General features: G+C 61.7%; 20 protein-coding genes. All 20 read left to right on the top strand.

Annotated elements, in window-relative coordinates; all coding sequences use genetic code 11:
- Nucleotides 1-789: hypothetical protein (locus CQW31_RS30060; RefSeq protein WP_218254858.1), on the top strand; the 789-nt coding region annotated here is incomplete at its 5' end.
- A 20-nt stretch (nt 790-809) separates the two neighbouring features.
- A complete protein-coding gene (locus tag CQW31_RS31935; RefSeq protein WP_256206997.1) occupies nt 810-935 on the top strand; it encodes a hypothetical protein in 126 nt (41 codons plus the stop codon).
- A gap of 12 nt (nt 936-947) precedes the next feature.
- Nucleotides 948-1364 carry a hypothetical protein gene (locus tag CQW31_RS30055; protein ID WP_099816072.1) on the top strand — a complete coding sequence of 139 codons (417 nt, stop codon included), beginning with the start codon at nt 948-950 and terminating at the stop codon, nt 1362-1364.
- The gene (locus CQW31_RS30050) at nt 1361-1564 is read left to right on the top strand and encodes a hypothetical protein (RefSeq protein ID WP_099816071.1); all 204 of its coding nucleotides are present in this window, start codon (nt 1361-1363) and stop codon (nt 1562-1564) included. The genes CQW31_RS30055 and CQW31_RS30050 overlap by 4 nt, the downstream gene beginning before the upstream one ends.
- A complete protein-coding gene (locus CQW31_RS30045; protein WP_015269816.1) occupies nt 1561-1761 on the top strand; it encodes a hypothetical protein in 201 nt (66 codons plus the stop codon). Before CQW31_RS30050 ends, CQW31_RS30045 begins: the two co-directional genes overlap by 4 nt.
- 287 nt (nt 1762-2048) lie before the next feature.
- Nucleotides 2049-3152 carry a hypothetical protein gene (locus CQW31_RS30040; RefSeq protein ID WP_099816070.1) on the top strand — a complete coding sequence of 368 codons (1104 nt, stop codon included), beginning with the start codon at nt 2049-2051 and terminating at the stop codon, nt 3150-3152.
- A 7-nt stretch (nt 3153-3159) separates the two neighbouring features.
- A complete protein-coding gene (locus CQW31_RS30035) occupies nt 3160-4104 on the top strand; it encodes a recombinase RecT (RefSeq protein WP_099816069.1) in 945 nt (314 codons plus the stop codon).
- Complete coding sequence (locus CQW31_RS30030) at nt 4091-4720, top strand: lambda exonuclease family protein (protein ID WP_099816068.1); 630 nt, start codon at nt 4091-4093, stop codon at nt 4718-4720. Before CQW31_RS30035 ends, CQW31_RS30030 begins: the two co-directional genes overlap by 14 nt.
- On the top strand, nt 4717-5229 hold the full coding sequence (locus tag CQW31_RS30025) for a hypothetical protein (protein WP_099816067.1): 513 nt from the start codon (nt 4717-4719) through the stop codon (nt 5227-5229). The genes CQW31_RS30030 and CQW31_RS30025 overlap by 4 nt, the downstream gene beginning before the upstream one ends.
- A gap of 248 nt (nt 5230-5477) precedes the next feature.
- Nucleotides 5478-5843 (top strand): hypothetical protein, encoded by a 366-nt coding sequence (locus tag CQW31_RS30015; RefSeq protein ID WP_099816065.1) that lies wholly within the window; start codon nt 5478-5480, stop codon nt 5841-5843.
- Nucleotides 5824-6183 carry a hypothetical protein gene (locus CQW31_RS30010; protein ID WP_371858400.1) on the top strand — a complete coding sequence of 120 codons (360 nt, stop codon included), beginning with the start codon at nt 5824-5826 and terminating at the stop codon, nt 6181-6183. The genes CQW31_RS30015 and CQW31_RS30010 overlap by 20 nt, the downstream gene beginning before the upstream one ends.
- Nucleotides 6184-6266: 83 nt before the next feature.
- A complete protein-coding gene (locus CQW31_RS30005) occupies nt 6267-7049 on the top strand; it encodes a DUF2786 domain-containing protein (RefSeq protein WP_099816063.1) in 783 nt (260 codons plus the stop codon).
- Between the two features lie 120 nt (nt 7050-7169).
- The gene (locus CQW31_RS30000; protein ID WP_256587455.1) at nt 7170-7445 is read left to right on the top strand and encodes a hypothetical protein; all 276 of its coding nucleotides are present in this window, start codon (nt 7170-7172) and stop codon (nt 7443-7445) included.
- Between the two features lie 46 nt (nt 7446-7491).
- Entirely contained in the window at nt 7492-8028 is a 537-nt protein-coding gene (locus tag CQW31_RS29995; protein ID WP_143524277.1) for a hypothetical protein, read from the top strand.
- Nucleotides 8025-8285, top strand: a complete 261-nt coding sequence (locus CQW31_RS29990; RefSeq protein ID WP_099816061.1) for a hypothetical protein — start codon at nt 8025-8027, stop codon at nt 8283-8285. Before CQW31_RS29995 ends, CQW31_RS29990 begins: the two co-directional genes overlap by 4 nt.
- 49 nt (nt 8286-8334) lie before the next feature.
- Nucleotides 8335-8700 carry an HNH endonuclease gene (locus CQW31_RS29985; protein ID WP_099816060.1) on the top strand — a complete coding sequence of 122 codons (366 nt, stop codon included), beginning with the start codon at nt 8335-8337 and terminating at the stop codon, nt 8698-8700.
- Nucleotides 8697-8948 (top strand): hypothetical protein, encoded by a 252-nt coding sequence (locus CQW31_RS29980; protein ID WP_099816059.1) that lies wholly within the window; start codon nt 8697-8699, stop codon nt 8946-8948. The genes CQW31_RS29985 and CQW31_RS29980 overlap by 4 nt, the downstream gene beginning before the upstream one ends.
- Complete coding sequence (locus CQW31_RS29975; protein WP_099816058.1) at nt 8945-9340, top strand: hypothetical protein; 396 nt, start codon at nt 8945-8947, stop codon at nt 9338-9340. Before CQW31_RS29980 ends, CQW31_RS29975 begins: the two co-directional genes overlap by 4 nt.
- Entirely contained in the window at nt 9337-9729 is a 393-nt protein-coding gene (locus CQW31_RS29970; RefSeq protein ID WP_099816057.1) for a phage protein NinX family protein, read from the top strand. The genes CQW31_RS29975 and CQW31_RS29970 overlap by 4 nt, the downstream gene beginning before the upstream one ends.
- Nucleotides 9726-10061, top strand: coding sequence for a hypothetical protein (locus tag CQW31_RS29965; protein WP_027609605.1), 336 nt, complete (start codon nt 9726-9728; stop codon nt 10059-10061). The genes CQW31_RS29970 and CQW31_RS29965 overlap by 4 nt, the downstream gene beginning before the upstream one ends.
- Nucleotides 10062-10196 lie beyond the last annotated feature (135 nt).

Here is a 10196-nt window from a genome sequence, read left to right as displayed (position 1 = left end):
GGGGTGTCAAAGCCGGAGATCAGCGCCGGCCAGATCGCATCACCGATACACCCCGCATCCCCTTCCCTTCACTTCGACCGCATTGGCAGGCGCCAGGCCACCTTTCACGGTGGGTTTGGTCACCCGCCTGAGGAGCACTCAAGCTCAGAGGTTTACATGAGCCACCGACTTGTCTTTGGCGTTGGGGTGAACGACGCCGACTACGTGGTATCCCCGTCTCGAAGCGAAAACGGGAAGATCACCTTGAAGTACATATGCCCCATCTACTCCAAGTGGATAGCAATTCTCAGGCGGTGCTACGACGCCAAGAGCAGATCCAGCAGGCCAAGTTACGAAGGCTGCACTGTTTCCAATGAGTGGCACCGATTCAGCGCATTCAAGAGCTGGATTGAAAGCCAAGACTGGCAGGGCAAGGACGTAGACAAAGACCTGCTGGTTAAGGGCAACAAGGTTTACGGACCTGACACCTGCTGCCTGATCAGTCGATCAATCAACTGCATGGTAAGGGAGCTCGCCAAGAGCGCAAAAAACGAGAATGGCCTTCCTCCTGGAGTCGATTTCGATCCGAAGCTACAGAAATACCGATCACGGGCTCACTGCGTAATCACCGGGAAAAGAATCCATTTTGGGTATTACGCAACGCCAGGCGAGGCGCATTCAGTCTGGCTCGGTTTCAAGCGCGATCAGGCTGAGATCCTTGCCCAAGAACAGGCTGACCAGCGTGTAGCTAACGCTTTGAGGCGGCTCTATGCGAGCGAACAGCCCCTCCCTTCCCCACCCACCGAGTAACCCACCACCTGGAGGCGACCATGGCCGAGCACAGCAAGGAATACCAGAAAGGCTACGACGCCCGCCAAGACGGCGAGCCAATGAATCACAGCAAGTCCAGCGACTGGCAGTGTGGCTGGTGGGCTGCTGAACACGAAATCGGATAACTGGAGGCGACCATGGGCGCACTTCGAGCAGCACAATGGCGGTATGACCATGCTGAGCCGGAAGACGACTCGGCGTATCAGGAAGCGGCGCAGAACTGGATCGAGAGCAAGGCCGAGGAGCTGGTCGGCGGCTGCGATGTTCTGATCCCGCAGCGCTTTGGCGGCCCGGTGGGCGTGCGCCAAGAGCAGTTCGTAGCCAAGGTCGCCGAGCACCTTCGGTCGCTGCAGGAAGCTGAGCAGGACGACATCACCGCCCTTGCCCAGCTTCTTCTACAGGCCCTGACCGGCGGCCCGGTGAAAAGCATGGTCGAGGACATCGTCGGCCAGAGCAATCACGTCAACGGCAAGCTGTACGAGATCGCGGAGGCGATGCTTGAGCAATACGTCGACCAGGGCCTGAGTTACGACGCCGATGAGGCAAGGCTATGAGCCCTCACAGCATCGCTACCAGCGCCATCGAGGCCGCAATCGAGACGATGCTTCTGCCGGGCTCTGGCCCGGTGGAGGACGCCAAAGCCGAAACCCTGGTGGTCGCCTACTTCTCCCTCCTCGCCATCGACGCAGAGGAGTTCAAACACTACTACGAGCGCATTCGGCGTATTGCCGTTCGGCGCAAGGAGGCTGCATGACTACGCCAATCGTGAAAACGCTAATTGACGAGCAGGTCGAAGGCCTGGGAGACGTTCTCAAGCTACCGCGCGAAACCCTCGTGTGCGAGCTGGAATGCCCCGTCAAAGGCAGCTGGCGACAACCACCTCGCGACACCAGCGCGTTCATGGAAAGCGACTGGGGAGTTGATCCTCGCGGCCGGCTGGTGGAGCTATGACCAGCTACCAACGCGCACGCCGCATCGCCACCTGGCGCGGCTCCTTCTCCATGCTCTTCGCCTGCACCTTCTTCATGCTCGCCAGCGCACTGGCCGGCAGCATCACTTCCTGAACACACACCCGGCGCACGGCGGGCCTTCGGGATAACCGTACCCCTTCGGGAGCGTAAGCGGCGAGAGCGCGCAACCATCCACCGCAGCCAGGGCCTGGAGCGTACCTCCGTGCCTGGGTGACCTGGCGATTCCCTATTCCAACTGACGGCGCCGGCCTGGCGCGAGGTTTTCTAATGTCCGCAGAACAGAAACTGATCGCGATCGAAGAGATCAGCGAGGCGAACGCCCCGGCCATTTACGTGGCCGGCGGCCTGCAGCAATTCATTGACCTGGTGAAGGCCGAGATCGAAGGCGAAGTGCCAGACCTCACCACCCGCAAGGGCCGCGAGCGCATCGCCAGCCTAGCTGCCAAGGTCAGCAAGTCGAAGACGGCCGTAGAGAAGCCGGGCCGCGACTACCTGCGCCGGCTCAAGGAAATGCCCAAGGTGGTCGAAGCCGAGCTTCGCGATTTCGTGACGAAAATGGACGCCCTGCGGGTGGAGACGCGCCGGCCGCTCACCGAGTGGGAGGCTGCCGAAGACGCGCGGATTGATCGCCACAAAGACCGTCTGAACTGGCTGAAGACATTGACCGATGACTTGGGCGAACTGTCCTCGCTGCACATCAAAGGCCTGATCGCCGAGGCTGAAGGCATGCAGCTTGGCGCCCACTGGGAAGAGTTCGAGGCCGAGGCGGCAAACGCCAAGGACAAGGTTCTGACGACCTTGCGGGCTGCCCTGCTGAAGCGCGAGCAGTTCGAGGCTGCGCAGGTCGAGCTGGCCCGGCTGCGCGCCGAGGCGGACGCCCGCGAGCAGAAAGAGCGCGAAGAGCGCATTGCCCAGGAAGCATCTGAGCGCGCACGCGTTGAAGCGGAGCAGAAAGCCCAGGCAGAGCGAGAGGCCGCCCAGCGCCGTGAGCTGGAGGCCCAGGCCGCCGCAGAGCGCCGCGAACTTGAACTGAAGCTACAGGCCGAGCAAGCGGAGCGCGCCAGAGTTCAGGCCGAGGCCGACCGTGTTGCCGCCGAGCAGCGTGCCGAACAAGAGCGCCAGGCCGCCGCCCGCCGGGCTGAAGAAGCTGCCGAGCAGGCGCGCCAGGAAGAACGCCGCCGGGCAGATGCGGCTGCCGCCGAGATCCTCCGGCAGCAGCAACAACGGGAGCGCGACGTCGCACACCGCCGCAGCATCAACCGCGCCGCCCTGGACGCCTTTGTCGCCGGCGGCATGACCGAGGAATGCGCCAAGCAGGCGATCACCCTGATTGCCGAGCGCAAGATTCCGAACATCGCCATTTCCTACTGAGGTCGCCATGAGCCAAGCAGTAGCCATCATCTCGCAGGACATTTACGCGCAGCGGAATCAGTTCGCCAACGTGCTGACTGACCGTTCGCTGAACTTCGAGCGCGAGGCCGAATTCGCCATCCAGGTGATCACCTCGAGCGAGTACGCCACCAAGGTGGCCATGCAGAACCGGCAGTCAGTGGCCAATGCGATCACCAACATCGCCGCCATCGGCATCAGCCTGAACCCGGCCAAGAAGCAGGCGTACCTGGTCCCGCGAGACGGTCGCATCTGCTTGGACATCAGCTACATCGGCTTGATGGACCTGGCCATGTCGACCGGCGCCATCCGCTGGGCGCAGGCCGAACTGGTGTACGCAGCCGACGCCTTCAGCCTGAACGGCTTCGACAAGCCGCCGACCCATTCCTACAACCCGTTCGCCAAGGATCGCGGCGAGGTGATCGGCGTGTACGTCGTGGTCAAGACCGCCGACGGCGATTACCTGACCGAAACGATGAGCATCGAGGATGTGAACGCTATCCGAGACAGGTCAAGCGCCTGGAAGGCTTGGGTCAGCAAGAACAAATCCTGCCCGTGGGTCACCGACCCGGGCGAGATGGCTAAGAAGACCGTGGTGAAACGCGGTTACAAGTACTGGCCGAAGACTGAGCGACTGGAGCAGGCGATTCACCACTTGAACACGGACGGGGGTGAGGGCATGGCCAGCTTGGCTGGCTCGGCACCCACCGACCCCGAGATGGTGAACAACTGGATTGCACTGGCACAGAAGGCCGGCAGCCTGGAAGCGCTGACCGATGTGTATCAGCAGGGAACCGCAGCCATGAAGCAGGCAAAGGATGCGGCCGGTCACGCCCGCTTCAAGGCAGAGGTCACCAAGCGCGCCGACGCCATCAAGGCAGAGGCGGCGCCCATCGATGGCGAATCTGAGGAGGTGTTAGATGGAGCAGCGTAGTGCTGAATGGTTCGCGGCACGCCTTGGTTGCGTGACCGCCAGCCGGGTGAAGGACGTTATGGCGAGCGGCCGAGGTGGAGCGCCGTCTGCCACCCGGAAAAACTACATGATGGAGCTTCTGTGCGAGCGCCTCACCGGCCAGCCTGGCGGCGCCGACCTTTCCCGCAATGCTGCCGTGCAGCGCGGTGTCGAGCTTGAACCGTTTGCCTGCATGGCCTACGAGGCCGACAAAGGCCTGATGGTGATCGAAACCGGCCTGGTCATGCACCCGACAATTGCTGGCTTTGGTGCTTCACCGGATGGCCTGGTAGGCGACGATGGCGTGCTTGAGATCAAGTGCCCAAACACAGCTACCCACATCGCCACAATGCAGTCAGAACGGCACGACCCGCAGTACGAGTGGCAGATGCTGGCCCAGATGGCGTGCACCGGCAGGTCCTGGGCGGACTTCGTCAGTTACGACGACCGCCTGCCTGAGCCGCTCCAGTACGTGTGCCACCGCTTCGAACGCGACTTCAAGCGCATCCGCGAGATGGAAGCTGAGATCAAGGCGTTTCTGGAAGAGCTCGGCGACTTGGAGAAGGAGATGCGCGAGCGAATGAAGGAGGCAGCATGAACCAATCAATCGACCTGGAGGCCGCCAAAGCGGCCTTCTTCGCGTCTGGCGGCCAGCTTGTTGTGCTTGAGGGCTTCGAATACGTGCCATTTCGGCAGCGCAAGCACCCCGAACCGAGGCCAAAGCGGCTAAAGCCAGTCAAGCAGGAGCGCGGCGGCGAGCGCAAAAGCCGCGCCAAGGCACGCACAGCCAAGATCGAAGAGCTCGCCAAGACCATGACCTGTGGTGAGGTCGCAGAGCTCCTGGGCGAAACCAAGACCGCTCTATGGGGCGTAGCGGCGCGGGGAGGATTCAGATTCTTCAACCCGCCTAAGTCAGCCAGACCGGCGAAGGTAAATGCCGAACCGAGCCAGGAGGATCGCGACCTGGCCGACAAGATCATTGCCCTGCGTGATGCTGGCAAGTCCAGATGCCGGACCACGGCTGAACTGGGTATTGGCAACTGTAGGCTTGTGCGGATCCTGGATGAGTTTGGCATTGATTTCCCGCTACAGCGGAATCGGGGGTAGGCATGATCGCCACCATGTCTCAGCCTGTGCCCGCCGTGAAGTACGCGGCGGCCATGGCCAGATCTACTGGTAAGCCTTGGGGCGTATACCGAGGCAGCAAGAGCCTACTGGTCGTCATGCCTTCCGGATCGACGAAGAAAACGCCGATTGAGGTGTGCCATCCATGAAGCGCACCCACGACCTGGTCCGCCAGCGCCGGCGGCAAGAACAGTTCCACCTGCCGCCAAGCGGCCTCACGGAGCACGGAAATGCAGAAAGCATCTTCTGGAGTGGTAACCCTGCCGGCCTGGATGAATCGTCCGGTGAAGAAGCTGTACATCACCCGCAGCGGCGGCCAGTACCGGCCTGATGATGTGGCCCTGGCCTTCGCCCTGAGCCTGCGCATGCACGACAGCGCCGATCACCTGCGCAGGGTGGCCCGGCGCTTGGTCGACAAGGTCTGCCTGGAACACCAACCGAACATGAAGCGCCTGGCCCGCGAACCGGACGACGCCAAAGTGTTCGACGCTGCGCTCAAGATCATCAACCGGGTATGCGACCTGCTGGAGTACGCTCCGGGCACCGCGTTCGTGCGAAATGGAGGCGATGATGGCCATGACGCCGCAGCAGCGTGACGAGAAGCGCAAGAAGAAAGAGACCAAGGCCGGCATTGAAGAGCTGCGGATGAAGGCCCGCGCAGGCACCCGCCAGGCCCTGGTCGAGATCATGCAATGGGCCGAAGTCGAGGAAAACGGCGAGGCCATGACCCTGCTGATCCACCGCATCCATGAATTAGGGCCTGAAGCGGCCCGCCACTTTCTCAGTGCGCCGCGCCACGAAATAGTCATATCCGATTTTGTGGCGCGGCGGCTTGATCAGTTCCGCATCGGGCGCGAACTGCGGGCGCCTGACCTTCTGCTGGGCGATGACCCGGATGATGCTGAGCCAGGCCTTCTGCTGATAGCCAGTAGATAACCCGCGCTGCCCGCCAGCGCCTTCCCCTATTCAACGATAACGCCTCCCCGGCGAGGGCGGCGCCTGCACGCAAGGACCACAACATGACCGAACAACAGCACGACGAAAGCAAGCTCGAACGGATCATCCGCAAGATCAAGCGCTGCCTGGCTCTGTCGAAAAGCTCGAACGAAACCGAGGCGGCCACTGCCATGCGTCAGGCCCAGGCACTGATGCGAGAGTATCGCCTTACCGAAATCGATGTTCACCTCAGTGACGTCGGCGAGGTCGAGTCAGAATGCTCAAGGGTCAATCGCCGCCCGACTTGGGACCGACAGCTGGGTTCGATTGTTGGGGAGGCATTCAGCGTTCGCTCGTTCTCGCGGCGCCAGTGGTGCAAATCGACGAGCAGAATCATCGAATGCGAGCTGTACGTTGGGGTGAATCCCGCACCACAGATTGCAATGTATGCATACGAGGCTCTGCTGACCAAGTTGACGATTGCCAGACGTGAATACGTATCGCGGGTGCGTAAAGGCGAGCAACGCAGCGACTATTCCCCTGAGACCGCAGGCGACCATTTCGCACTGGCCTGGGTTTCGGCTGTGTACGACAAGATCCATCAGTTGGTGCCGCGCGGCGAGGAAGATCAGGCAATAGGCATGGATTCCACTGGCCGAGACCTCATGGCGGTGGAGGCGCAGGACCACGCCCTGATCGAGCAGTTTCTTTCGGGTCGGGAGATTGGCAAGGCCCGCAAGACGCGGGAGGTTGAGCTCGACCTGAATGCGCATATCGCCGGGATGCTCGCCGGGCGGCGCGTAGAACTGAACCCTGGAATGGCTCACTCGGGCCAGGCTGCTCCGCAGATCAGCCACTCACGATGAGGTGATATATGAGCACATTTGCAGTGTTCGGCATGACCGCGAGCGCGGCCCTCGCAGATGCCCGGAAGCAGACCAAAAACACTAGGCCAAGCGGAAAAGCTGGCTGCCCCCCCCCTGGAGATGACGCTCGCTGAATGGACCGAGGCCGTTCAGCGCAACGCCGACGCCATCATGGCAGGCGAGAAGGTAAAGCAGCTCAGCGCCCTCTTCGACACTCCGCAGCACGCACTGCAGTTCATCGAGCTGGCCAAGAAGGCCGGCGCCTGTCGCGACCTGAAGATCCGCTGCAAGGCTGCCCTGCTCGACGAGAAGGGCAAGAAGATCCTCAGCCCCAAAACCAGAATGCCCGTTATCGGCTGGGCGGACTGGACACCCGAAAGCCACAAGTCCGCCTGAGACGGAGCTATCCATGCCCACAGTAAACCGATCCAGCAACACCGAGATGGTCAGCGTGCCGCGCGACAAGCTGCAGGCCTGGCAGGAGCGCTTCTCGAAAGCGCAGATGTTCCAGCAGTCGACTGAGGTTCAAGCCGCTCTTGCCCAGCCAGCCCCGCAGCCCCACCCCGAGCCAATAGCCTGGATGGTTGGTACTGCCATCTGGTGGACCAAAGAAGAGGCAGAGAGGGATGCGGCGGCGACTGGCAAGACCATCACGCCGTTCGGACCGCTTACCGGTAGCGCCGATATCGAGCAGCTGCGCGAGGTCATCAAGCACTCTGACGCGCAAATCATGCGACAGAGCATGCGTATATCGAATCAGCGCGCACAGCTGGCCGAGCGGGATGCGCTGCTGCAACGTGCGCTGCCATACCTCAGCAACACGCCAGACCTTGTTCAGCAGGGCGCCGAGGATCTGGCCGAGGAAATTCGTAGCGCTTCGGCTGGCAAGCCTTGTTACGGCCCCAACGAATGGGGAACCGAGTGCGGTAAATGCAGCAAGTGCAAACCCGCTAGCGCAGAGCCGAAGGTGAAGTCGTGAAGACGCATTTCGCACCATTCACCGACCTGGAAGACCTTGAGCAAGCGCCCTGCGGCACTTGGCTAGGGGAATCCTCCGAGCTGTCAGGCGACTGGGCCATGGTCGATTGCCGGCTGTGCCGGAAGCGCAAGAGCAAAATTACCAAGGCCGCAGCGGCCGAGGAGCGCGCCATCGTTGAGCAGATGGGCGAAATGGCGGACTTCATGCGCACCGAAGTCTCCGCCCTGCAAGAGAACATCTGTACTCCAACGCTGTAACCCCTCTCCCCTCTATTCACTGCCGCGATATGGCGGCCAAGGAGAACTCGTGCGCCTGAAGAAAGCTGAACGCGAGCAGGTCCGCCTGAAGTACGGCGGCCGCTGTGCCTATTGCGGCAACGACCTGGACGAGCGCTGGCACGCCGACCACTTTGCCCCGGTGATTCGCCTCCCTGACGAACGCGTGGCTGAGCAGCTGCAGAACCACAACCTGGCAAACATGATGCCGGCCTGTGCTCCCTGCAACCTGAGCAAGGCACGCATGCAGCTGGAGGACTGGCGCCGCTGGCTGGCCGGCCACGTCAACAGCCTCAACCAGTACCACCCCATCTACCGCCTGGCCAAGGCCTACGGCTTGATCGCCGAGACCGGCGCCGAGGTCGTCTTCCACTTCGAAAAGGTGCGCCAGCCATGACCCGCCTCACCCTCTGCCTCCTGCTGCTGGCCACCGGCGCCAGCGCAACCGAGAACGTCATCGACGTGCAGCACGACAGCCAGCGCGGCGTCACCTGCTACCTGCTCAACGGGTTCGGCATCAGCTGCATCCCCGACAGCCAGCTGCAGGCCGGCAACCAGCCCCAGCTCTGCCCGCACGAAACACAACCCGAACCTACACCCGCACTGGCGCCTGGGCGCTGGATTGATGAGAGGTATGAACTGTGAGCAAGGCCGCGCGCAAAGACATTCTCGACGAAATGACCAAGGACGACCTGGTGGATTGGATCAGGTCGCAGCACTTTTTCATCAAGCCCAAGAGAAGTGACGTCCTGTACCTGCGCTGGAGCCGGCAATCGGCGGCCGTCATTGATGAGATGGAGAAGGAAAACCGCGCACTTGACCACCTCGACTTTGGAGAGCGAGATCGCTTGGCCAGGCAATTCAACGCGTCAAAAGACCCGAATGAACGCCTTCGGCTGATCGAGAAGATCGAGCCCTATGACAAGGCAATGAGGGACCACCTGAACCGCTCCGAGGCGATCAACCGCAAGCAGAAGCGCGTTGACGCTCTCTACGAGCAGATCGATGTGGAGCGTAAGAAGGAGCAGCGAGGATGACCGACCTGATCGAAGTGAAGACGGCAGACCTGGTCGGCGAGGCGCTGGGCTGGGCAGTTGGCAGGGCTGAAGGCCTGGACGTGTTCCTCGCACCGCCGCAGTACGGGAACCCCTGGCGTGTGTTTGCCCGGTACCAGGCCAGCGCCACCGAACACACCAAGCGCTACAACCCGTGGGAAGACTGGCTTCTGTGCGGCTTCCTGCAAGAAAAGTACGTGCGCCTGGTGGAAAGGGGCGCCGACGGCGAGAGCTGCGCCATAACCTGGCGGCCTGCCTCCTGCCGAGATGGCGAAGGCTGGGGCAGTACAACGCCAGTGGCTGTTTGCCGCTCCCTCGTTGATCTCATCACCGGCGATACCGTCCAGGTGCCCAAGGAGCTGATGCCATGACCGAACAAAGCACCAAGGAATTCTACTCTGTCGATCAAGCCTCGCAGCATGCTGCTGAATGGTGCAAACGCAACCCCGCATGGCGACGGATCTGCGATATCCCGGATATCTCCGTGTTCGAAAAAACCTACGATGAGATCCCCAAGCGCGAGCGCGCCTACTGGGAAAAGAACGGCGGCGAAGAATGCTGGCGTGAATTCGGCGCCGGAGGAACCAAGGTACCTACCGGATTCATCTCTGGAAAGGGCGAGTTCTTCGATCACGTCCTCAAGGTTCCGCTCCATCACAACATGATGATGGTGTACCGCGTGGGCAAAAGGTGGAAGCCATGATCGCCCTTGCCTACATGGCCTACCTGATCTACAGGGGGCCGCGATGACTTGCGTACCGATTGGCGTCGGCTATGTCTGCTTCTCACCAGCCCATCGCCTGCGCCTGGCGGACGGTACCTGCGTTTACCTGAACTG

The sequence above is a fragment of the Pseudomonas sp. 382 genome (assembly GCF_002759075.1).
GTDB lineage: Bacteria > Pseudomonadota > Gammaproteobacteria > Pseudomonadales > Pseudomonadaceae > Aquipseudomonas > Aquipseudomonas vlassakiae.
Note: the sequence above shows the minus strand (reverse complement) of the source record. Positions and strands in the feature narration are given on the sequence as shown.

What these genes read in the sequence shown, in the direction of transcription:
- CQW31_RS31935 (WP_256206997.1), top strand. Translation starts at nt 810, where the DNA reads ATGGCCGAGCACAGCAAGGAATACCAGAAAGGCTACGACGCCCGCCAA.
- CQW31_RS30055 (WP_099816072.1), top strand. Translation starts at nt 948, where the DNA reads ATGGGCGCACTTCGAGCAGCACAATGGCGGTATGACCATGCTGAGCCG.
- CQW31_RS30050 (WP_099816071.1), top strand. Translation starts at nt 1,361, where the DNA reads ATGAGCCCTCACAGCATCGCTACCAGCGCCATCGAGGCCGCAATCGAG.
- CQW31_RS30045 (WP_015269816.1), top strand. Translation starts at nt 1,561, where the DNA reads ATGACTACGCCAATCGTGAAAACGCTAATTGACGAGCAGGTCGAAGGC.
- CQW31_RS30040 (WP_099816070.1), top strand. Translation starts at nt 2,049, where the DNA reads ATGTCCGCAGAACAGAAACTGATCGCGATCGAAGAGATCAGCGAGGCG.
- CQW31_RS30035 (WP_099816069.1), top strand. Translation starts at nt 3,160, where the DNA reads ATGAGCCAAGCAGTAGCCATCATCTCGCAGGACATTTACGCGCAGCGG.
- CQW31_RS30030 (WP_099816068.1), top strand. Translation starts at nt 4,091, where the DNA reads ATGGAGCAGCGTAGTGCTGAATGGTTCGCGGCACGCCTTGGTTGCGTG.
- CQW31_RS30025 (WP_099816067.1), top strand. Translation starts at nt 4,717, where the DNA reads ATGAACCAATCAATCGACCTGGAGGCCGCCAAAGCGGCCTTCTTCGCG.
- CQW31_RS30015 (WP_099816065.1), top strand. Translation starts at nt 5,478, where the DNA reads ATGCAGAAAGCATCTTCTGGAGTGGTAACCCTGCCGGCCTGGATGAAT.
- CQW31_RS30010 (WP_371858400.1), top strand. Translation starts at nt 5,824, where the DNA reads ATGACGCCGCAGCAGCGTGACGAGAAGCGCAAGAAGAAAGAGACCAAG.
- CQW31_RS30005 (WP_099816063.1), top strand. Translation starts at nt 6,267, where the DNA reads ATGACCGAACAACAGCACGACGAAAGCAAGCTCGAACGGATCATCCGC.
- CQW31_RS30000 (WP_256587455.1), top strand. Translation starts at nt 7,170, where the DNA reads ATGACGCTCGCTGAATGGACCGAGGCCGTTCAGCGCAACGCCGACGCC.
- CQW31_RS29995 (WP_143524277.1), top strand. Translation starts at nt 7,492, where the DNA reads ATGGTCAGCGTGCCGCGCGACAAGCTGCAGGCCTGGCAGGAGCGCTTC.
- CQW31_RS29980 (WP_099816059.1), top strand. Translation starts at nt 8,697, where the DNA reads ATGACCCGCCTCACCCTCTGCCTCCTGCTGCTGGCCACCGGCGCCAGC.
- CQW31_RS29970 (WP_099816057.1), top strand. Translation starts at nt 9,337, where the DNA reads ATGACCGACCTGATCGAAGTGAAGACGGCAGACCTGGTCGGCGAGGCG.
- CQW31_RS29965 (WP_027609605.1), top strand. Translation starts at nt 9,726, where the DNA reads ATGACCGAACAAAGCACCAAGGAATTCTACTCTGTCGATCAAGCCTCG.